We start from the raw sequence: 22,639 nt of genomic DNA on the forward strand, positions 1-22,639 counted from the left end.
CTGCGTTTCATCTGCTCAATCTCAGGCCGCAGGCCCGGCCACCTGATCGCTAGGAACGGCAGCCCCCCTCCCGCCGTTACCCCTGATCTCGCGGGCGGAGGACGCCAAAACGGAGGCTGGCACGTGTTTTGGATTTATTGGGACACCGCCTGGTCGCTGATCATCAGCGGCATCATGTTCACCACCATCGTCACGCATCCCGACGCCGAGTTCGTCGAGATCCGGGCGGCACGGCAGGCGAAATGAGCTTTCACTCCGCCTGAGCCCCTCATCTCCGTAGTTCAACGGAGCCTGTCGCGCGCGCCGTGGGCGCTCACAGGTTTGGTGAACCAAATCTTAGGGCTGGACCGGTATTTTTCTGCATCTTTTTCGGAGATGCGGCGCTCACCATGGCATTGTTCGGCAATCCCTCCATCCGCTCGGTTCTCGGCGCCATCATCGGCGTCCTTGGCCTGTTTCTGATCGGGCAGCTCGCAACCGGACTTTTTGCGGCGATCGAGCGCAACGGCGCCGCGCAGAAGGTCGAACGTTTCGCCAGCACCGACCAGCAGCTGTTTGCGACCCTGCTCGGCTTCCGCCTCGAACGCGGCACCTTCCTGTCGGCACTGGTTGCGGAAGCTCCCGCCAATGCCAATGCCGATAACCGCATCGCCACCAACCGGCAGTTGTCGGAAGTCGCCTACAAAAGCGTGCTCGAGCGTCTCGATGGCGTGGCGGATTCCCGCCTTGCCGGTGCCATGAGCAAGCTCGTCGCGGTCCATGACGCGCTCATGCCGCTGCGACCCAAGGCGGAAACGGCCATCCACCAGGCGAAGGCGGAGCGTGACGCAAAGGTCGGCGACGAATTCCGCAAAGCGGCGCAGGATTATCTCGATGCCATTCTGGCGCTGACGGCCGAGCTCGAGAACGCGCTCAAGCTCACGGATCCCGTGGTCGATCATCTCCTGGGCGTAAAACAGTCGGCCTGGGCCGCGCGCAATTTCGGCGGCTTCGTCGCCATCCGTCTGGAAGCCGCGGCCGCGAGCGGCAAGCCCTGGAGCGCCGCCGACATGGTCGGCGCCGCCGAGGATACCGGCCGCGCCAAGCAGGCCTGGAGCCAGGTGCTGGATGTCGCCGGCCGCCCCGACGCTCCCGCAAGGCTCACTGACGTGATCGCGCGCTCGAAGCAGGGCGATGCCGCCGCCATGACCGAGCGCCAGCAGGGCTTCATCAAGGCGCTCAGCAACAACCAGACCATCGACATCAAGATCGAGGACCTGTCGAAGCTCAACACCGCCATTCTCGGCTACAGCGTCGAGGCCGGCCAGGTCGCGCTCGCGGAAATGGTCGCCCGCGCCGAGCAGCAGATGACATCGGCGAAATGGAGCCTGGCGCTCAATGGCGGGATGATGCTGGTCGCGCTCGCCATCACGGTGTTCGGCTTCATCCTCGTCAATCGCCGCGTCAGCGCGCCGATCCGCAAGCTGACGCGGGCGATGCGCTCCCTTGCCGAGCGCGACTATGCGATCGAGCTCGCCGGCATCGAGCGCGGCGACGAGATCGGGGAAATGTCGCGCGCGGTGTCCGTGTTCCGGGAGAACATGATCACCGGCGATCGCCTCGCCGAGGAACAGGCCGCCGAGCAGGCAAAGAAGGAACGGCGGCAGCTCGCCGTCGAACGACTGATCGAACAGTTCGAGAAGACCGTGACGGAATCGCTGCACACGCTGGCCTCGGCCTCCGGCGAGCTGAACGCCACCGCGCAGTCGATGTCGTCAACCGCCGAGCAGGGCTCGTCTAAGGCGGCCTCGGTCGCGAGCCTCTCGGGCGATGCCTCCTCCAATGTGCAGACGGTTGCCGCCGCCACCGAGCAGCTCTCGGCCTCGATCAGCGAGATCAGCCGTCAGGTCGCCGAATCCTCCAGCATTGCCGGTGCCGCTTCGGCCGAAGCCGACCGCACCAATGCCGAGGTGCAGGCGCTGGCCGATGCCGCGCAGCGCATCGGCGACGTCGTCGCGCTGATCACCGGCATTGCCGAGCAGACCAATCTGCTCGCGCTCAATGCCACTATCGAGGCCGCACGCGCCGGCGACGCCGGCCGCGGCTTTGCGGTGGTCGCATCCGAAGTGAAGAACCTCGCTACGCAGACCGCGAAGGCGACCGAGGAGATCACCGGCCAGGTCGCCGCGATCCAGGGCGCAACCCAGTCCTCGGTGACCGCGATCCGATCGATCGGCTCCACCATCCAGCGGGTCAACGAGATTGCGGCGGCGATCGCGGCGGCCGTCGAGCAGCAGGGCGCCGCGACCCGCGAGATCGCGCGCAACGTGCAGCAGGCCTCGCAAGGCACCAACGAGGTCTCGCGCCACATCTCCGGGGTCTCGCAAGCCGCCGGCCAGACCGGCGCCGCCGCCGGCGAGGTGCTGGATTCCGCCAAGATGCTGGCGCGCCTCTCGGACGATCTCAAGCGCGACGTCGACGGCTTCGTCGGCGATCTCAGGGCGGCGTAGATCTGTAGGGTGCGTTAGCCTGCGGCTGCGCGCAGCGCAGTCCGCTAGCGTAACCCACCCTACGAAGCTTGACGAAATCACTGCATCGTCGCAGCGATCTTCTCCGCCGACATCAGGACCGGAAAGTTGGTGTTGGCGCATGGCACCACCGGGAAGATCGAGGCGTCGACGACCCGCAGGCCCTGGATGCCCCTGACGCGGCCCTGGTTGTCGACCACCGCCATCGGATCGTCGGCCCGGCCCATGCGGCATGAGCACGAGGCGTGCCACACGCCGATGGTCGCCTTGCGCACGAAGGCTTCCAGCGCCTCGTCGTCGTTCATCACGTCATCGAAGCTGAAGCCTTCGACCACGAAATTGTCGATCATGTAGTGGCGCAGCGCCGCCGGCCCGTCCATCAGGGCTGCGGCGATCGTGGTCAGAATCCTGTTGGTGTTGTTGACCACGCCGATCTTGCGGACGCGGTCGGTATAGGCGGCCGGAAACGGCTTGTCCGTCACCTTCCTCACGGCTTCGCTCATTTGCACCGCCGCCATCTTGCGGAAGCCGCTCATCAGGCGATCGAGGTCGCGCCGGTCGGACAGCAGGTTGAACTCGACGATCGGCTCTGCGGAAGGGTCGCGCGAGGCAAGCTTGATCTGTCCGGTCTCGGAATAGGTCTTGTTGACGAACGTCAGCAGCGAGCCGATCTGCGCGCCGACCGCATGCCAGGCCGACTTGTTGAGCAGGACGACGAACATGTCGCCCTTCGGCACCCCTGACAGTCCGGACGAATAGCGCAGGCCGAGCTGCATGTGGCGCCTGGTATGCTCGTTCATGCGCGCGCCGCGGCGGACAAAGGACGACAGCGAAATCGAGGGATGATCCATCAGGCGCTGGCCGACGCCTTCAAGTCCCATCAGGACCGGAATGCCCAAATCCTTGAGGTGACCGACCGGGCCGATGCCGGCGCGCAGGAGATGCGCCGGCGAATGGATGGCGCCGCTGGAGAGAATGATCTCGCGTCCGCGGAATTCCTGCTCACGGCCGTTGATCTTGGCCTTCACGCCGACGCATTGCGTGCCGTCGAACAGCAGCTCCCGAACTTGCGTGTCGGTGGAGATCGTGAGGTTGGGGCGCTTGCGGGTGTCGCGGTCGAGATAGCCCATCGCGGCAGAGACGCGTTGCTCGGCCTGGTTGGAGTGCGTCACCGCGAAATAGCCGTCGACGAACTCGCCGTTCTGGTCGGCTACGAATTGATGGCCGGCCTGCTGGAAGGCATCGGCGAAGGCCTGCGAATGCCGCGTCCAATGCTCCCGCGGAATCCGGCGCACCGGGATCCGGCCATCCTTGCCGTGGAACGGGCCGTCGAAATCGAGGTCGCGTTCGACCTTCTTGAAGAACGGCAGCACGTCGTTCCACCTCCACCCCTCGGCACCCCGCGCATCCCACTCGTCGTAGTCGGTCGGTGCGCCGCGGTTGGCCATCTGGCCGTTGATGGACGAGCCGCCGCCGAGCACGCGCGCCTGCTCGTATTTGCGTAAGGGAGGACGGCCTTCGGTCGGATTGTTGTGGCTGACGATCTGGGTCGTGACCTTGAGCTCGGTCCAGTGGAAGCGCTTATCGAAATAGGCCGTGCCCGGATAGCTGTCCCTGATCTCGGCCGGCTCGTTGCCGGGTGGTGTGTCCTGTCCGGCTTCGCAGAGCAGGACCTTGTTGGCACTCTTCGCGGAGAGCCGGTGGGCCAGCACGGACCCCGCCGAGCCGCCGCCCACGATAATGTAGTCGTACACGATTGGCGCTTCCTCTTGTTCTTGTGCCGAACAGGTTAGCGCGGATTTATTTCGAGGTCACGCCACGGCTCTTGTTGGTGGCGCCATGAGGTCAGGAGGGTGGAGATGCCGCGGGGCGAGCCGGACGGCGGGTTTGCGCCGTCTCGGTCGATGAACCCTATTGCAGCACTTTCGGCATCACGATGACGACGTCGACCTGCTTGTCCAGCACCTGCGATGCGACCGCGGCGATGTAGGACGAGTAGCTGTCCTCGATGTCGGACGCCATCTCCTCGTTCCCGGCGAAGGCGTAGAGCATCGTACCCTCGATCTTGTCGAAGCGGATGCCCGCGAAGACCCGATCGAACGTCTCGGCGCCGACGATGCCTGCCATGAGCGCCTGGATAGCCTGGTCCTGGACGAGTGTGAGCGTCATCATGCCGATGAGATATGGACCATCTTCCCGGATGCAAGATGCGCAGGAACGATGCCGGCTTGTTCTCATTGCCCGGTCGGCCTCACGGCGCCGTCGTGCCGCCGTTTCAGCCCGCGGGCCTGGCCGTCTGCGGCAGCGGCGGCTTGCGCTCCGGAAGCTTCTTTTTCGGGGGCGCCGGCAGCAGGCCTTCCCTGATCGCCTGCTTGCGCGCGAGCTTGCGGGCGCGGCGAATGGCCTCGGCTTTTTCGCGCGTCTTTCGCTCCGACGGCTTCTCGTAGGAACGCCGCTGCTTCATTTCCCGAAACACGCCCTCGCGCTGCATCTTCTTCTTCAGGACACGAAGCGCCTGGTCGACATTGTTGTCGCGAACGAGTACCTGCAATTGTGTCTCCTTGTCGGGCTGCGAAATGCGGCAGTCCTGCACGCAGCCTATTGCGCAGGAGCTTCGTTGCGATCGTGAGGATGACGGTAACGGCGATCTTCGCGCCGGCTTCGAACACGCGAGCTGCTTGTCGCCGCGATAGAGTTCGGGGGCGACGTGAACACTCCCGGGCCGCCATGTCAATCGATAAGGCTTCCCTGCGCGTCAATTCGCCATCTGAAGCCGCTCCGGGCTGGCAACGGCGGGGCTGATACGGGGCGGGGGCGGGTATGCCCTAAGCCGCCGCCGCCTGTTCCGACAGCAATTGCTTCAGCTTTGCGGCCGGGACGGCCGGGCTGAACAGCCAGCCCTGCATCTGGCTGCATCCGAGCTGCCGCAGCACCTCGCGCTGCGCCTCGGTCTCGACGCCTTCGGCCGTCGTCGCCATCCGGCGCGCGGCGGCCATGTGCACCACGGCCTGCACGATCGGCGAAGAGTCCTCGGGCTCGCCGATGTCGCTGATGAAGCTGCGGTCGATCTTGATCTTGTCGAAGGGGAAGCGGTGCAGATAGCTCAGCGACGAATAGCCGGTGCCGAAATCGTCGAGCGCGATGCGCACGCCGAGCTCGCGCAGCTGCTGAAGAATCGTCAGTGCCTCCTCGTCGTCGCGAATGAGCACGGTTTCGGTGACTTCGAGCTCGAGCCGTCCGGGCGCCAGGCCTGACTCGGCAAGCGCGGCGGCGACCTTGAGCGCCAGCGTCTTGGAACGGAACTGCACCGGCGAGACGTTGACGGCGATGTGGATATCGCCGGGCCAGGAGGCCGCCTCGGTGCAGGCCTGCTTGAGCACCCATTCGCCGATCTCGCCGATCAGCCCGGTGTCTTCCGCGACCGGGATGAAGTCGGCGGGCGAGACCATGCCGCGCTCCGGATGGTGCCATCGCAGCAGCGCCTCGCAGCCGGTGACGACGTTGGCCGCGAGATCGACCAGCGGCTGATAGTGCACCTCGAACTCGCCGCGCGTCAGCGCCTGCCGCAGATCGAGCTCCAGCTGCCGGCGCAGCCGCGCCTTCGCGTCGTATTCGGGCGTGAAGACGCGGAAGGTGCGGCGTCCCTCGGATTTGGCGGCATACATCGCCAGATCGGCGCGCTTGAGCAGATCGTCGAGATTGTCGCCATGGTCGGGCGCGATCGCGATGCCGATGCTGGCATCGGTCGGAACCTCCTGGCCCTTGCAGTTCACGGGCGCACGCAATGCGTTGAGGATCGTTTCCGCCAGCGCCGTCAGCTCGGCCTGGTCGCTGGTCCCGGCCTTGACGATGGCGAATTCGTCGCCGCCCAGCCGCGCGACGAGGTCGTTGCCGCTGACGCAGGCGCGCAGGCGGTTCGCGACCTGGCGCAGCAGCTCGTCGCCGACCTCGTGTCCGAGCGAATCGTTGACGCCCTTGAACTCGTCGACGTCGATATAGAGGATCGCGAACGGCTTGCCCTGGCTGAGCTCCGCCACGCGGCGTTCCAGATGGCCGCGCATCAGCACGCGGTTGGGCAGGTCGGTCAGCGCGTCGTAATGCGCCATATGCGCGATGCGTTCGTCGGCGCGGATGCGCTCGGTGACGTCGTCATGGGTCGCGAGCCAGCCGCCGGCGGCACCGGGCTGGTTCTTGACCTCGATCAGGCGGCCGTCCGCGGTCTCGACGATGGCGCTCTGGGTTCGCCCGGCATTGCTTAGAATGTCGTCGCAGTAGGACGCGACGTCACCATGGAACGATCCGGTGTCATGGCGATGCTGGATCACGTCGCGGAAATAGGCGCCGGGCTTCACCACGTCGGCCGACAGTCCGTACATCTCGATGTAGCGCCGGTTGCAGACGATCAGCCGCTCGTCCTGGTCGAACATCAGAAGGCCTTGCGTCATCGTGTTCATCGCGGTGTCGAGCTGCTGCTTCTCCGCGGCGAGCCTGCGCGTCATCTGGCGGAAGATCAGGAACAGCGTGAGCACGAGCAGGCCGATCGACAGCACGGCGATGGTGACGAAGAATTTTGTCTGCGTGTGCCAGGTCGCCAGCGTCGCATCCAGCGATTTGGTTGCGACCACGACCAGGGGCACGCCGGTCAGGAGGCGCGCGGCGACGATGCGGTCCTTGCCGTCGATCGGGCTGGCGAGCTGCGTCGTGACGAAGGTGCGCTCGAACACCGCCATCTGCTCGCGCGTGCCGTTGCGAAAATTCTGTCCGATCATCGCGTCGACATGCGGAACGCGCGCGAGCAGCTGGCCGTTCTGGTGGTGCATCGCGATCGAGGATTCCTCGCCGAGCCCGGCCGAGGCGAAGAAGGATTCAAGCTGCTCCGGCGAAATGGCCCGCGACACCAGGCCGAGGAATTCGCCGTGGGGACCGGAGACGCGCCGCGCGAACACGATCGCAGATCCATTGCCGAACCGGCCGGGCACGACTTCGATCTCTTCCTGCGAGGCCGGATCGTTCTTGAGGCGATTGAAATAGCCGCGGTCGGCGACCGAAATATCGGCGACCGGCCAGCGCCGCGACGAGTTGATCAGCACGCCCTTGGAATCGAATAAATTGGCGCCGGCGACGTCGGACCAGCCGCTCGCCTTTGCGCGCAGCACCTCGTGCATGGCCAGCGTACCCATCTCGCTGCGGAAGATATCGGCGGATGCGATGCCATGGCTCTCGAGCTCGGCGATGACGCTCTTCTGGAGCACCGCAAAGTCCTCGAACTCGCGGTCGAAATGCCGGGCGAGCATGCGCACGGAGTTTTCCAGGCTGTCGCGGCCGCTCTCGATCGCATTTTGCCGGAAACGATCGACGGTAAGCGCGGTGCCGATGGCCATCGCGACCATCAGCACGAAGCCGCCGGCGATCAGCCACGTCAGCGGCGCTCCCTGCCAACGGCGGAGCAACGCGCGCATGCGCGTGGTCCATCGGATTGATGTGCCCATCCAGCCCTCCCGTGGGATGCAAGATGCAGCAAAACCGACAAGAGCCCGTTACCAGTAAGGGTTAGGGAAACATGAATCGGAACGGAATCAGAGGGTTGGGTTCCCTCGATCGCCGAGAGCTCCGTAGGCTGGGTTTACGCTGACGCGATTCCGGTGGATCACCGGCGGATTTCCCACTTCAAGGCTTCCGCATTGGCCTTGGCGAACATCGCCGGCACGTCGAACTTTCCGGTCTCGAGATCATAGCGGCATCGCCAGCCGCCCAGCCCCTTCATGGCGACGTTCTTGGGATGATTGTCATATTCGCCCGAGAGCGAGATCACGAGGTAGCGGTTGTTGGGCCAGTCCATGCCGAGCGAGCGATAGGCCTCTTCCGTACCCTCCATGAGATTGGCCGAGATGTGGAAGTCGAGCTTGGTGAACCTCTTCGTCTCCGGCCGGCCGTAGAAATAGGCCCAGGCGAGATTGCTGAGCGGCTTCTTCGTCGCGCTCACGAAGGCGCCCTTCTCGACATGGTAGAGATAGAGGTCCTGCTCGCCCGAGCCGGTCTTCTGCATCCGCACCAGCCATTGCGAGTCGCTGGTGAAGCGGAAGCCGGCCCCGTAGCCCTGCTCGGGCTTCAGCTCCGTCATCTGCTCGCCGCGGCGAACCCAGGCCTGCCATTTGACGTCCCAATCCCCGCCGTCCTTCATGTACTGCTCGATCTTGGTGGCGCCATCGGGCGAGGTGAAGGCGAGGCCGGCATTGTTGGTGAGGATGTAGTCCGGCGGCGGGCCGGATGCGGCGAGCGCGGGCGAGGCGACGAGTGTCAGGGCAAGTGCCAGCCATCGGGCCGGGCGGGAAAATGCGTTCACGGAAAAAATCCTCAAAAAATATGCCGCGATGCGGCCTCGATCATTTGACGCCGACGGGGCCGCGCCGGTTCATGTGCGCTAATCCCTTCGAACGTCTTGCTGCCGCAGCCAAATCGGCGCAATTTGCCGGCCTCGGTTGATTTGCGACCCAGGGTTCATTGTCTGATGATCACCGCTTCCAAGGCCTTCATTGCGTTCTGCCTGCTCGCGGTGGGCGGCACCGTGCTGGTGATCGGCCCCACTGAGCTGCGCCGCCTGCTGCCGGGCGGGGCGAACACCGAGATCGCCGTCGCGGCCAAGCCTGAGGTCAAGCCTGGGGCCAAGGTCGAAGCCAAAGCTGAAACCAAGGCGGAACCTAAAGCCGACACCAAGGCAGGGACGAAGCCCGAAGAACTGAAGCTCGCCGCCGGCGCGCCGTCGGCGTCCCCTGCGCCGAAGCCGGCTGGTCCATTGGACGAGACGCAAAAGCAGGTGACGGCGCTGGCCGATCTTGCGCCGGTCAAGCCGCCGGCGGCCGCGACCGACGCCGGTCCTCGCTTCGATGTCGCCCGCGTCGACGACCATGGCGAGGCGGCGGTGATCGCGGGCCGGGCCACACCGGGCGCAAAGGTCGAGCTGCTGCGCGACGGCCAGCCGCTTCATTCGGTCGTGGCCGATGCGTCGGGCCAGTTCGTCATGACGCCGCCGCAGCTGCCCGCCGGCAGCTACGAGCTGACACTGCGCGCCAAGGCGCCGGATGGCACCGTCACGCAGTCCGGCCGCACCATGCCGGTGACGATCGCGGAGGCGGCGCCGCCGCCGGCGCGTGTTGCACCGCCCACGACCAGGCAGGAAACGAAGCGGGCCGAGACGCCGGACGAGAAATCGGATGTCGTGGCATCCTTGCCGTCGGCATCGGACAGGCCCGCGGCGCGGCCCAGGGTGATGGGCGCACCGAAACCAAGGGGCATGGCGCGAGCGCCTGCCGCCACGACGGTCGCGTCGGCTTCGCCGGGCGATGCCCTCAGCGGCACACCGGCAGAGGCCGGCGGCAGCCGGGTGATCTCCCGCGGCGACAGCCTGTGGGCGCTCAGCCGGCTCGCCTACGGCGACGGCGCCCGCTACGCGGTGATCTTCAAGGCCAACCGCGACAAGATCCACAACCCGAATCTGATCTATCCCGGCCAGACTTTTGTGCTGCCGCAAAAGGCGCAGTGAGCGCGGCACTTCGCCGACGCGATTGCATTTCCTGCAGCCATGATTGCGATCCTTCCTCTCCCCGTCCCTCCTTACGAGGGGGTGAGGGACTGTCTCAGCGACGGCATGGACAGTCAGGATTCTCATCGCCGCGACGCTTTGACCCTCGCACTCGCGGAACCTTTGGTTCCCCCGCGCGTCATGTGATGCGAGGTGGTTCGCTTGGCGCTGGAGGAGGGGCCAAGGTGGTCAGGTCAGCGGTCATGTCGGGATCACGGATGCGCCTCGCGCTGGCGGGCGCCGGCCTTGTCATTCTGGCCGTGCTGCTGCCGAACAAAGCCGAAGCGCAGTTCGGATTGCGCGGCGGGCCGCTCGGTGTCGCGCGGTTCGCCGTCGGCCACGTCATCGGCATGTCGCGCCTGCGCCATGCCCGCATGGCGGTGCGGGGCGGCCGATACCGCTCCGCCGCATTGCGCTCCCAGGATCCCCGTGGTGCCGAGAGCCGGCAACCGCCCAATCCCGCCATCCTGCGTGCGGCTCTCACGGCGCAAGCGGCGCTGTCGGGCTGGCACGGCGGCCGCAGCCCGCAGGGCTGGTGGCGCCACCCCGACGGCAGCTATGGCTGGGCCGGTCCGGTGTTCTGGCCGTTCGCACATGACGATCTCGCCAATGCGGTCGTCTTCGGCGATACGACCAGTCTCTCGCTCTACGGCTATGGCGACATCTATGCCGCGATCTTCTCGCCCTATGCGGCCACCGAGCTCGCCGCCTACACCGCGTCGCAAGGCAGGCGCGCGCGAAAGGTCCCCTCGATCGAGGACATTTGCGACGCCAGCGACACCGGCGGCCTGCCCGTTGATCGCATCGCCGCGGTGGTAGCACCGAGCGAGTTGCAGCGCGCAGCGCTCGACGATCTTGCCGCCGCCTGGAATGGAGCGCGCGACACCATCCGCGCCGCCTGTCCGGCACAGGCGCTGGCGGCCGCATCGGAGCGTCTCGGCCTGATGCGCGAGCGCATCGGGGCCATGATCAAGGCGACGGATGCGATCGAAGCGCCGCTCGCGAAGTTCGCAGGTCTCCTCAACGACGACCAGAAAGCCAGGCTCAATGCCCTCGCCAATGATCGTCGCGCTGCGCTGGCGTCTCGCCAGCCCAAGGACGCGCAGGCCGCCGCCGCTTGCCGACCGGACTACGATCCCCGCTACGACGAAAAGGCGCAGCGCCAGTATGAGCAGCTCGTGCAGCAGCAATGGCCTGTCGCCGATATGGCCACCACGCTTCGTCTGGACGACACCGCCCGCGCCCGCCTCGACGTGCTCCAGGACACCACGCTGCGCACCATGGAGACGCTGAGCGCCTGCCCTGCGGAGGCCGCCGCGACACCGCTGGCCCGCCTCGCGGCCGTGAAGGCACGGCTGGCGGCGATGCTGCAAGCGGTGAACGCCGTCACTGATGCGCTCGACGATTTCGAGGCTGACTTGAGCGACGAGCAGAAGGCCGGCTTCGAGGCGATCGGACCGAAGCGCGGGGCGTGATCAACCGCACGCCCAGTCGAACTTCATGTCCCTGAAGTCGAGCTGCGCGTTGCCGGTGCCGAAATTGTAGCCGCCGAAATATTCCTCGAACTCGATGTAGAACGGGCTCATCTCCGGCACCGCCTGGCAGGGCCGCATGGTGCCGCCGAGATGGTTGTGAGCGTGGTCCTTGGCCCAATCGTGCAGGCGGTAATTCTCGGAGCTCGGGGCGCCGCCGACAAAGTAGTAGTAGGACCGATAATCGCTCGGCGGGTTGCGCGGGAAGTGCGGGTCCTGTGGGGCCTTGCCGGCGTTGGGATCGGTCGCGCGCGGCACCAAGGCGATCGCGAGGTTCTCCGCCAGATCGGCCCGCGGAGGGCCGGCGAACATCTTCTGCGCGAAAGGCGGGGCGGACTCGAAGAAAGCGCTGGCGCCGCCGACATCGAGCCAGCGCGGCCGCTCCGCCGTCGCAAGCGCAAGCGGTGCCGGCGGCGTCGCGAACGCACCGTCATATTCGGCCTTGGTCAGCAGCAGCGCGGCATATTCGTAATCGAGGATGTCGGTCATGCGCGAGAGCCGCGGATGCACCGGCCTCGCCAGCACGGCATCGCGGATATCAGGATCGTCAACCGCGCCGCCGTCATTGTGATCGGACGGCGTCGCAAAGAACGACACCGCGACGATGTCCGCGCCATGCACGCGATAGTCCTCCGGCAGCAGAAGCGTGAAGCCGTGCATCAGCGGAAAACCGGTGACGGGATCGAGCGGCCATTGCTCGCTGCTGATGCCCGGCGGCAGTCCATAGACCCAGCCGTGGTCGCGTGCACGATCGGCGGGACGGTCCAGCATCTGCAAATCATACGCGCGCGAAGGCAAGGCAAGCGTCACGATCGTCTCCATCCGAAGCCGGCCTCGCCGTCGAGGCGATGGTTAGTCGCGGGGAGGGGTGATGTGGTTCGTGGAGGGGTGTGAGGGATGATGCCATTCTGCCGGTGTCTTGCCCGACGAGTCAAACCACGCCGACACCCGCGTAAGTCATTGATCCCGCAGACCCCGCCTACTGTGCATGGGGTTGTTTTCGCACTTTCTTGTTTCAGGTGACTGTCATCGCCCGATTTAATCGGGCGATCCAGTATTCCAGAGACGGTCGTGATTGAATCGATAGGCCGCGGCGTACTGGATGCCCCGGTCAAGCCGGGGCATGACGGCGGAGAAAAGAAATAGGCGTACGCCTACGCTACCCCCGCCTTCGCGCCGCCGCGGCGTCCACCACGTTCTCCACTTCCTCGCGCCAGCTCAGAATCTCCATCGCCAGCACGGGGTGATTGAAGCCCTTGAGCTGGAGATCATCGAGCGCGCGCGCCTCGACCCAGGGCTCGACGATGCCGTAGACGCGGCGGCTGACCACGATCTGGCCAGCCTTGGCCTCGCCGCAGAGGCGGGAGGCGAGGTTGGTGACGCTGCCGATCGCGGCATATTCCAGCCGCTGCTCGAAGCCGACCTGGCCGAGCGTGGCATAGCCGAGCGCGATGCCGATGCCGAAGCCGAGGCTGTGGCCGCGGTTGCGCCAGCGCTCGGTCAGCGGGCCGATCGTTTCGCGCATTTCCACCGCCATCTTCACCGCGCGTTTCGTGTGGTCGTCGAACTGGATCGGCGCGTTGAACAGGATCATCACGCCGTCGCCGGAATATTTGTCGAGCGTGCCCTCGTATTTGAAGATCAGCTTGCCGAGCGCCGCGTGATATTCGCGCAGCACGTTCATCGCCTCTTCCGGTTCGGTCGCTTCCGTGAACGCCGTGAAGCCGCGCAGGTCGCAGAACACGACCGTTACCTCGCGGCGCTGGCTGGTGAGCAGCCCCTCGGGGCTGTCGGAGGAGGCGATCAACTGCGCGACCTGCGGTGCCAGGAACCGCTCGAGCTTGCGGATGCGCTCGATCTCGCCGAGCTGGGTCTTGACGCGCTCCTCCAGCGACTTGTTCCAGTCCTTGAGCTGCTCGGTCTGCACGCGCAGCTTGTCCGCCTGGGCGCGAACGGTCTCGTGCGCCGCCTCCAGCGCGTGGCTCTTGTGATCGACCTCGGTGAACAGGCGCGCATTGCGCATCGCCAGCACCGCCTGGTTGGCGAAGGTGCGCATCAGGCCGATGATGCTGCCGGCGAACTCGCCACCGGCGCGGCGCAGCACCACCAGCGAGCCGAGCGTGCCCTGCTGGTCCACCAGCGGCACCACCAGCACCGAGCGGAAGCCGGCATCGATCGCGACGTCGCGCAGCGGCTGCTCGGCCGCGTGGTCGAGATCGGCAAGCGCGATCGGCTCACAGCTCGCCGCGGCATCGCTCAGGATGTTCTCGCCTTCGTCGATCGTGACGTGGGCGCCGTCGGCCGATTTGTCGATGCCGTTGGATTCGACTAGGTTGAAGCGGCGCGTCTCGGCATCGAAGCCGTAGATCAGCACCGCGTCGGCATGGGTGATCTCGATCGCGTGCGCGGCGATCGTCGGCAGCACCGCGTTGAGATCGAGCGATGAGGCGACCGCGCGGCCGACCTCTTCCAGCACCTTGAGCTCGTTGATCGACTGCGCGAGATCGCGGGTGCGCTCTTCGACCTTGGTCTCCAGGTTCGAATAGGTCTCCTGGATCTGAACGGCCATGCGGTTGAACTGGCCGGCGAGGTCTTCCAGCTCGTCGGAGGTGTGCACGTCGATGCGATGGCTGAAATCGCCTTCGCCGAGCTTGTGCGCACCGTCGCGCAGCGCCGTGATCGGAATGATCATGCGGCGCGCGAGCAGCGTGCCGGCGAGGATCGCGACCATCAGGCCCATGCCGATCAAGAGCGCGATGCGCACCAGCTGGTCGCGGATCGGCGTCAGGGCCTGCGTGGTCGGCTGCTCGAACATCACGCTCCAGCCGAGCTTCGGCACGGTGCTCGCGGCTGACAGCACCGAATGGCCGTTGAAGTCGGTGCCGGAGGTGTCGGGCTCGCGGCCGGGCGAAATCGCGGCAGCCACCTGCGGCAGCTTCGACAGGTCCTTGCCGACGTCGGGGCCTTTCGCGGACGTTGCCAGCACGCGGCCGCGCGGATCGACCACATAGGCAAAGGCCGCCTTGCCGACCTGGGCGTCGGACAGCAATTCGGAGAGGAAGCTGAGATCGATCTCGGCCACCGTGACGCCGGCGTTGAAGCCGGAATGCGCCACTGAGATCGACATGAACGGGGTCCGGTCGGAGAACCAGGCCGGCGCGTAGCTGACGCCGCGGGCGACGGTGTCGGTGAAGCGCATGTCGCGGGAGAGATCGGCGTTGCCGCCGGTCGTGGTCGACTGGCGCGAGACGCGCAGCACCTCGCGGCCGTCGCCGTTGAGCTGGAACAGCTGGTTGACGACCGCGACCTGGTGCAGGAGCTGGGCGTAGTCGGCGCGGCGCTTCTCGAGGGTGTCCTGGCTCGCGCGGGTCACCCAGCTGATCTGGCGCTCGAGCTCGGAGATCGACTGTTCCATGCGCCGGGCAACGGCCTGGGCCTTGTCCTCCAGCCCGTCGGCCAGCTGCGTCTTGGTGGCGCGATAGGAGATCCAGGTCTCCATCGCGCCGTTGACCGCGAGGACGAACACGACGAGGCCGACGAGGGAGACGACGTATTTGGCGAACAGGCCCTCGCGCAGAAACCGTGTCTTGTCGTTCGCTCCCGCCATCCGGATCCTCTCGCGCCGCCATCGACGCCGGCGCTACGGCCCGTCCGGGCCCAGCCGCCCTTCTATCACAATTTGGGCCAAGGGACGTGCGGGGACCGGTCGACCGGCCAGCGTGGTTACCCGCTGCGGACGCCGGGGCGGGCCGAAAGGGTGGTGAATTGCCGCAGCCTCCTCCGTTCGGAGGAAGCAGGCAATGGCGAAGCCGAGGTAAGGGATCGGCGTGAAGTCCAGTCCGTTGGCCCGCCAATCATCGATTAAAGAGCTGCCGCAGCACGTCATTCATCGGCTGGCTGTCCTGCTGCGCCACCGGCGGCGCGTCGGGGGACGCCGGCGCGGGCGAGGCCTGCGGTGCCGGTGTGGACGGCGTTGCGGGCAGGCCGCGGCTGCGGCCGGTGCCGGTAGCAGTGCCAGCGCCAGTGCCGGTTGCAGCTCCACTGGAAAGCCCCTGCTGGATCAGATTGCCGATCGCCTCGCCCAGCGGGCCGCCGAGCAGATTGTTCTGCCCCGGCTGCTGGGTTTGCGGATTGGCGTTGCCGGCTGCGTTGCCGCCACCCGGCGCGGTCGTGCCGCCGAGACCGAGGCTGCCCAGGATATTGCCGAGCCTGGCGCCATCAGGCCCGAACAGGCCCTTGCCCATCTCGCGCAGCTTGGCATAGGCGGCGTCCGGATTGTCGAGCACGCCGGCCATGTCAGGGTAGATCCGCGGCTGCGACCAGCTGCCCTGGATCATCACCGGGATGCCGAAGCCGACCGGCTCGGAGGCGCGGCCCTGGCCTTCGGTGGTCATCACCAGCTTCGGCTCGACGCGAAAGCCCATCATCTTGGTGTCGAGCGCGATCGTGCCCGCGCCGGTCACGCGCACCAGCGGCCCGATCAGATTGAGATCGGTCGTTACCGCCTGTCCCTTGTCGATCCGGAAGGAGGCGGAGAGCTGCGACAAATCCGTGCTCTGGTCCTGGCTGGAGTTCTGGTTCTCTTGCCAGCCGGACAGCGTGCCCGATGTCAGCGAGCGGATCACCTGCGCGACGTTGATGCCGCGGATGGCGCCGTCCTGGAAATTGACGAAGGCCGTGCCCTGCATGTTCGCCATCAAGGCGCGCTGGCTGGTGCCGGCGCTGCGCAATGCGAGCTTGGCTTGCAGCTTGCCGTCGATGCGGTCGAATTCGGCAAGGCCCTGGAGCAGCGGCAGCGCGCGCACGCCGACGAGGTCGGAATGCATGGCAAAGCTCGGCGCGCCGCTGGTCGCATCCAGGATCACCTCGCCGGAGACCTGGCCGCCATAGGCGCCGAGATTGGCGGTGCCGGCCTTCAGCACACCGCCGGCGAGCTTTGCATCGAGCGCCAGCGGCGCAAGATGCGCATCGCCGATCACGGCATCGTTCGCGGAGATCCTGATTTGCGCATCGACATAATTGAGGCCGGACACGTCGATCGGCGCATTGCTCCAGGGCTGCCCGGATGCGCCGTCCGGCGATTTCGCCAGCGGAATCGCGAGCCGCTGGAAGTCGAGATCGACCTTGACCAGCGGCTTGCTCGCGATGTCGACCGAAGCCCAGCCGTTGAACGTGCCGTCGCCGAGCGTGCCGTCGCCGAGCGTGCCGTTCACGCCGTTGATCATCACGACATCGCCGCTCAGCCGCATCTCGGCGTGACCCGCGAGCCGGGACTTCAGCACATCAGGCATGTCGATGGCGAAATCCACCGGGATCGTCGGCCGGTCGGCTGGCGGCGCGGGCGTCGTCGCCTTGATGTCGAACCTGGTCGGGTGCTCGCCGACGCGCGCGGTGCCGGTGATGTTGACCTTGCGGTCGCGATCAACGATCGCGTCGGCGTTGATGGCGCTGATGCGGCCCTCGACGCGATCGCGCACGCGCGCGAATGCGACCTCGCCGTCGGTGATCTTGACGCGGTCGATGGTCGCGCCATCCGTGTCGAGCGCGAGCGGCTTCGACGAGGCACCGGGGTTGGGCAGGCGCTCACGCAGCAGCGGTTGGTAGAGCACGGGACGGGTGACGACGAGCTCGCTGATCTTCGGGCGGCCCGACCAGACGCTCGCGAGCGACATGTCGGCCTGCACGCTGTCGACCGTGAGGCGCGTGATGCCGCTGCGGTCCTTCGGATCCTGAAGCGTGAGATCGTTCAAGGTGACGTTCAGCGTCGGCCACAGGCTGATCCTGGTGGTGCCATCGATCGACAGGCGATAGCCTGTCGCGCTCTCGACCCGCGACGCAATCGTCGAGGTCAGGAAGCCCGATGGGATCCCGACCACGAGGAGAACCGCGATCACGATGATGATAGCGGCGACCGCGGCGCCGGCGAATTTCACTGCTCTCATGTCGACTTTCCAACGACGGACGCACGGTGCCGAACCCGGCCGCTCACCCGTCCTATGCGCGTGAGTTTATCCCGGGACGGGAAGCCGCTCCAAGCGGTCAAAAATAGTCAGGGGGTGCTGCAAAGTTATGTGACTTATGACACACTTCTCCGGCGCGGTTTTACGCGATTCTGGAGGTTGATGGTTCCAGCCGATTTGCCGGCGAAATTGGCAGGTAAATTCACAAGGAAGTTGAAATGAGCAAGCAGGCCGAATTTGCGGTCATCCTGAAGATGAACCCGATGTTCGCCGATCTCGGCGCAGACGAGCTCCAGCGGCTGTCCAATCTCTGCCACACCCAGCATCTGGCGAACGGCGAGGTGCTGTTCCAGAAGGGCGATGCCGGGGACGCGCTGTTCGGTGTGCGCCGCGGCCAGGTCCGCATCGAGACCGGCGCCTCCGACGGCAGCCGGCTGACGCTGAATTTCATGGGGCCGGGCGACCTGTTCGGCGAGGTCGCGGTGCTGGACGGCCAGAACCGCACCGCGGACGCGACCGCGGGCGAAGCCAGCGAATTGTTCGTGCTGCGGCGGGAAGACTTCCTTTCCTTCCTCGAGCGCGAGCCGAAGGTCGCGATCAAGATCATCGCGCTGCTGTGCCAGCGCATCCGCTGGCAGAGCGAGCGCATGGAAGAGTCCATGTTGCAGCCGCTGCCGGTGCGGCTGGCGCGGCGGCTCTGCGCACTCGCCGCCGATTTCGGCTCGGAGGTGCATATCTCGCAGGAGCAGCTCGGCGTCTTCGTCGGCGCCGCCCGCGAAAGCGTCAACCGCCAGCTTCAGGCCTGGCGCAAGGACGCGATCCTGGATCTTCAGCGCGGCCGTATCCTGCTGAGGAACATGACCAAGCTGACGGCGATCGCGCGGAACGAGTAGGGGCTCTCGCGAACCCTACTCCGCCGCCGGGTGCACGATGTTCTTCGGTGCCGGCTGCGCCGGCGAGACTTCGTGATGACCGGGGACCTCCGCGTCCTCGCTGTGCACGATCAGCCGCTTGCCGAAGCGCCAGATCAGGGCGCCGAGATCGTCCATCACCATGAACATCGCAGGCACGAACACCAGCGACAGGATGGTCGAGAAGATCAGGCCGCCAATCACCGCGAGCGCCATCGGCGAGCGGAATTCGCCGCCGGCGCCGACCGCGAGCGCGCTCGGCATCATGCCGGCGGCCATTGCGATCGTGGTCATCACGATCGGGCGGGCACGCTTCATGCCGGCGTCGATCATGGCTTCCTCGCGCGGCTTGCCGTCGCGGATCGCCTCGATGGCGAACTCCACCAGCATGATCGCGTTCTTGGTGACGATGCCCATCAGCATCAGGATGCCGATCCACACCGGCGTGGTGAGCTGCTTACCGGTGACGAGCAGGGCCGCGATGGCGCCGCCGATCGAGAGCGGCAGCGAGAACAGGATGGTGATCGGCTGGAGGAAGGTGCCGAACAGCAGCACCAGCACGGCATAGACCATCATCAGGCCCGCGGTGATCGCGGTGGCGAAGCCGTCGGACAGCTCGTTCAGGCTTTCGGCGTCGCCGGAGGGTGAGACCTTCACGCCCTTCGGCAGGCTCTTCATCACCGGCAGCTCGTTGATCTTCTTGGTGGCATCGCCGAGCGCCGCGGAGCCGACGAGGTCGGCGGCAACGGTGGCCTGGCGGTCCCGGTCGTAGCGGTTGATGCTGGTCGGACCCTGGTCGAGCTTGACGTCGGCGATGACCGAGAGCGGCACGCCGCCCTTCTCGCCGCGCTCACCGAGCGGCACGCGCAACTGCTCGAGCGTCTTCAGGTTGCCGCGCGCGGCGTCCTCGAGCTGCACCCGGATCGGCACCAGGCGGTCGCCGACGTCGAACTTGGCGAGCGCAGGCCCGACGTCGCCGATGGTGGCGACGCGGATGGTCTGCGACAGGCTTTCTGTGGAGACACCGAGGCGCGCGGCGAGATCGGCGCGCGGCTCGATGCGCAGCTCGGGTCGCTCCAGCGTGGTTTCCGAGATCACGTTGGAGATGGTCGGGATCCGCTTCATCTGCGTCGCGAGCTCGCTGGCGACGTTGTTGACGATGTTGGCGTCGACGCCGGTTACGACCAGCGAGATCGCGCGCAGGCCGTTTTCGTCGAGGAACCAGAAGCGGATGTCGGGAATGTTCTCCAGCTCCTGGCTGATCGAGAATTCCAGCTCGCGCTGGGTGATGTCGCGATCGCCCTTGGGCGTGTAGTTGATGATCAGGGCGGCGCGCCGGACTTCCTGGGTGCCGGGTGGTACGCGCCCGCCGTCGACGAAGATGCTCTTCACCTCGGGCCGCTTGCGCAGCCGCGCGACGATGTCCTCGGTGACCTTTTCGGTGTAGGCGAGCTGGGTGCCCGGCGGCAGCTCGAGGGCAAGCAGCGAGCGCGCGCTGTCCTGCGCCGGCAGGAAGCCCTGCGGCAGCAGCGTGATGCTCCAGATCGAGGCGGCGAAGATGCCGAAGCCGATCAGCACCGTGATGAAATAGTGCTTCACCGACCAGGCCACGATCCGGTGATAGGACCGTAGCACGCGGCCCGGTGGCGGCTCCTCGTGATGGCCGTGTTTGAGGAAGTAGGCGGCCAGCACCGGCGTGACGAAGCGCGCCGCGAGCAGCGAGAAGAACACCTGCACCGAGACGGTGATGCCGAACTGCTTGAAGAACTGTCCGGCGATGCCCGACATGAAGCTCGCGGGGGCGAAGATCGCGATGATGGTAAGCGAGATCGCGATCACGGCGAGGCCGATCTCGTCGGCGGCTTCCAGCGCGGCACGATAGGGCGATTTGCCCATGTTCATGTGCCGCACGATGTTCTCGATCTCGACGATGGCGTCGTCGACGAGAATACCTGTCGACAGCGTGATGGCGAGGAAGCTGACGAGGTTGAGCGAGAAGCCGAGGAGGTCCATCGCCCAGAATGCCGGGAAGATCGACAGCGGCAGCGAGATCGCGGCGATGATGGTGGCGCGCAGATCGCGCAGGAACAGCAGCACGATGACGACGGCGAGAATGGCGCCTTCGAACAGGGTCGAGATCGCCGCTTCGTAATTGCCGTTGGTGTATTCGACCGAGGTGTCGATCAGCTTGAGGTCGACGTCGGGATAGGCGGCCTTGAGCGCGTCGATGCGCTTCTGCACGGCGTCGGCGACCTTCACGTCGCTGGCGCCCTTGGAGCGCTTGATGCCGAGCGCGACCACCGGCTCGCCGTTGAAGCGGGCGAAGGTGCGGCGGTCGGCGATGGTGTCGGTGACGGTGCCGAGATCGTCGAGCCGCACCTCGCCGCCGCCGAACAGCGGGACCATGGTGCCGGCGAGGTCGCTCAGCGTCTTGGCGCCGGCTAGGGTGCGGATCGCCTGGTCGTTCTTGCCGATCTCGGCGCGGCCGCCGGCGACGTCGACATTGGTGCCGCGCAGGCTCTGGTTGACATTGACGGCGGTCAGGCCCATCGCCTGCAAGCGGTCGGGATCGAGCGAGACCAGGATCTCGCGCTCGACACCGCCGATGCGCTCGACCTGGGCGACGCCGCGCACGCCCTGGAGCGCACGCTTGACCACGTCGTCGACGAAATAGGAGAGCTGCTCCGGCGTCTTGCCGGGCGAGATCGCGGCATAGGTGACGATCGGCAGGCCGATCACGTCGACGCGCTGGATCAGCGGTTCGGTGACGTTCTGCGGCAGGTTGGAGCGAACGCGCGTCACCGCGTCCTTGACGTCGTTGAGCGCGCGGTCGGTGTTGGTCTCCAGTGCGAACTGGATGGTGGTCAGCGACAGGCCGTCGGTGATCGAGGAGGTGATGTGCCTGACGCCCTCGACGCCGGAGACCGCGTCTTCAATGGTCTTGGTGACCTGGGATTCGAGCTCGGCGGGCGCCGCACCGAACTGCGACACCGCGACCGAGATCACGGGAATGTCGGCCGAGGGCAGCCGCGTCACCGCGAGCTTGGCGAAGGAGGTCCAGCCGAGGATCAGGAGGATGATCGAAAAGACGACCGACGGCAGCGGATTCCGGATCGACCATGCCGAGATATTGAGAGCCATCAGCGTACCCGCGTGCGATCGAGTTCATCGGCGAACATGGTCTTGATCTGGTCGCCGTCATGCAGTGAAGAGCCGGCGTCGGCCACGACGATTTCGCCGACGTCGAGCCCTTCCAGGATTTCCGTCGCGGTGTCGGACGACAGCCCGACCCGCACCTTGCGCGTCTCGATCGTGTTGCCCTTGACGACCTGCACGGTGAGATGGTCGATCGCGGTCTTGGGCACCGCGACGCCGCAGCTTCGCTTGGCGTCGATCGAGGCGCGCGCGAACACGCCGACCTTCAGCGAGGGATTGTTGGTGACGCTGATGCGGACGCGGCCGAGCTGGGTGGTGCGGTCGATTTCGGGCGCAACCAGCCGCACCCGGCCGATCAAATCGGGCGCGTCGTCGCGGCTGATGCGCACGGTCGCGCCGGCGCTGAGCTTGGGCATGTGCACGGCCGGAACCTGGGCGTCGAGCTCGATCTCGTTGTTGACGGCGATGCGGAACATCGGGCCGGCCTGCGGCGAGGCGGGCGCGCCGACGATGGTGCGAACTTCCGTGACGAGGCCCGGCGCCGGCGCCTTCAGCGAGATCGGGCCTTGCGGGCCGGGTCGCTGCGGCTGGCCCGGGATCTGCGGCGGTGCCGTCAGGCGCGCCAGCTCCTGGTTGTCGGTGACCATGGTCCCTTCGGTGACGAAGAGGTCGGTGACCCTGGAACCTTCCTGGTCGGCGACGACCACGGCCTCGCGGCGCGGCACGAAGAAGCCGGTCACGCGAACGAGGTCGGAGAAGCAGGCATTGGTCGACTTCGTCACGATGACGAGCGCCTCGCCCGGCGTTTCCTTGGCCTCGGGGCGATGCCGATGCTCGAACAGATAATAGCCGATGCCGAGCGCGACGATGAACGCCACGGTTCCGGCAGGCTTGAGATAGTCGGAGACGTTCATCGCCGGATTGTCCTGGCCTGGCTCACGGCCATCCGCACGAGGCCTGCTGAGAGCGTTTCCCTGAAACAAAGCGGCGTCCC

General features: G+C 66.3%; 15 protein-coding genes. 5 read left to right on the top strand and 10 right to left on the bottom strand.

Features of this window, described 5'->3' with window-relative positions; genetic code table 11:
- The first annotated feature begins 123 nt into the window (after positions 1–123).
- A complete protein-coding gene (locus tag XI08_RS05275) occupies positions 124–246 on the top strand; it encodes a hypothetical protein (protein WP_256374887.1) in 123 nt (40 codons plus the stop codon).
- 143 nt (positions 247–389) lie between these two features.
- Complete coding sequence (locus XI08_RS05280) at positions 390–2,489, top strand: methyl-accepting chemotaxis protein (protein ID WP_271573638.1); 2,100 nt, start codon at positions 390–392, stop codon at positions 2,487–2,489.
- Positions 2,490–2,566: 77 nt separating this feature from the next.
- On the opposite strand, the gene XI08_RS05285 is transcribed toward XI08_RS05280, so the two are convergent.
- The 5 genes from XI08_RS05285 to XI08_RS05305 all read right to left on the bottom strand — a co-directional run bounded on the left by XI08_RS05285 (position 2,567) and on the right by XI08_RS05305 (position 8,850).
- Positions 2,567–4,261: a GMC family oxidoreductase gene (locus tag XI08_RS05285; protein ID WP_271573639.1), complete on the bottom strand. Its 1,695-nt coding sequence runs from the start codon at positions 4,259–4,261 to the stop codon at positions 2,567–2,569.
- A gap of 157 nt (positions 4,262–4,418) precedes the next feature.
- Positions 4,419–4,679, bottom strand: coding sequence for a hypothetical protein (locus XI08_RS05290; RefSeq protein ID WP_049823721.1), 261 nt, complete (start codon positions 4,677–4,679; stop codon positions 4,419–4,421).
- A gap of 103 nt (positions 4,680–4,782) precedes the next feature.
- Entirely contained in the window at positions 4,783–5,058 is a 276-nt protein-coding gene (gene rpsU / locus XI08_RS05295) for a 30S ribosomal protein S21 (RefSeq protein ID WP_027546772.1), read from the bottom strand.
- A 274-nt stretch (positions 5,059–5,332) separates the two neighbouring features.
- Positions 5,333–7,996, bottom strand: coding sequence for a bifunctional diguanylate cyclase/phosphodiesterase (locus XI08_RS05300; RefSeq protein WP_271573640.1), 2,664 nt, complete (start codon positions 7,994–7,996; stop codon positions 5,333–5,335).
- Positions 7,997–8,154: 158 nt separating this feature from the next.
- Positions 8,155–8,850, bottom strand: a complete 696-nt coding sequence (locus XI08_RS05305) for a hypothetical protein (protein ID WP_271573641.1) — start codon at positions 8,848–8,850, stop codon at positions 8,155–8,157.
- A gap of 165 nt (positions 8,851–9,015) precedes the next feature.
- Between XI08_RS05305 and XI08_RS05310 the strand changes: the two genes are divergently transcribed.
- Positions 9,016–10,047 carry a LysM peptidoglycan-binding domain-containing protein gene (locus XI08_RS05310; RefSeq protein ID WP_271573642.1) on the top strand — a complete coding sequence of 344 codons (1,032 nt, stop codon included), beginning with the start codon at positions 9,016–9,018 and terminating at the stop codon, positions 10,045–10,047.
- A gap of 242 nt (positions 10,048–10,289) precedes the next feature.
- Complete coding sequence (locus XI08_RS05315) at positions 10,290–11,561, top strand: Spy/CpxP family protein refolding chaperone (protein WP_271573643.1); 1,272 nt, start codon at positions 10,290–10,292, stop codon at positions 11,559–11,561.
- Here XI08_RS05315 and XI08_RS05320 read toward each other — a convergent pair whose 3' ends face one another.
- From XI08_RS05320 to XI08_RS05330, 3 genes are all read right to left on the bottom strand, one after another.
- A complete protein-coding gene (locus XI08_RS05320; RefSeq protein WP_271573644.1) occupies positions 11,562–12,428 on the bottom strand; it encodes a hypothetical protein in 867 nt (288 codons plus the stop codon). It lies immediately after the preceding gene.
- A gap of 349 nt (positions 12,429–12,777) precedes the next feature.
- Entirely contained in the window at positions 12,778–15,225 is a 2,448-nt protein-coding gene (locus tag XI08_RS05325) for an adenylate/guanylate cyclase domain-containing protein (protein ID WP_271573645.1), read from the bottom strand.
- Between the two features lie 247 nt (positions 15,226–15,472).
- On the bottom strand, positions 15,473–17,560 hold the full coding sequence (locus tag XI08_RS05330; protein ID WP_271573646.1) for an AsmA family protein: 2,088 nt from the start codon (positions 17,558–17,560) through the stop codon (positions 15,473–15,475).
- A 236-nt stretch (positions 17,561–17,796) separates the two neighbouring features.
- Between XI08_RS05330 and XI08_RS05335 the strand changes: the two genes are divergently transcribed.
- Positions 17,797–18,471 (top strand): Crp/Fnr family transcriptional regulator, encoded by a 675-nt coding sequence (locus XI08_RS05335; protein ID WP_271573647.1) that lies wholly within the window; start codon positions 17,797–17,799, stop codon positions 18,469–18,471.
- A 15-nt stretch (positions 18,472–18,486) separates the two neighbouring features.
- Here the strand turns inward: XI08_RS05335 and XI08_RS05340 are convergent, their stop codons facing one another.
- A complete protein-coding gene (locus XI08_RS05340) occupies positions 18,487–21,630 on the bottom strand; it encodes an efflux RND transporter permease subunit (protein WP_271573648.1) in 3,144 nt (1,047 codons plus the stop codon).
- Complete coding sequence (locus tag XI08_RS05345; protein ID WP_135178950.1) at positions 21,630–22,559, bottom strand: efflux RND transporter periplasmic adaptor subunit; 930 nt, start codon at positions 22,557–22,559, stop codon at positions 21,630–21,632. Before XI08_RS05345 ends, XI08_RS05340 begins: the two co-directional genes overlap by 1 nt.
- Positions 22,560–22,639: the final 80 nt, after the last annotated feature.

Origin of the sequence: Bradyrhizobium sp. CCBAU 11361, from assembly GCF_028128935.1 — a bacterium.
Taxonomy (GTDB): Bacteria; Pseudomonadota; Alphaproteobacteria; order Rhizobiales; family Xanthobacteraceae; genus Bradyrhizobium; species Bradyrhizobium niftali.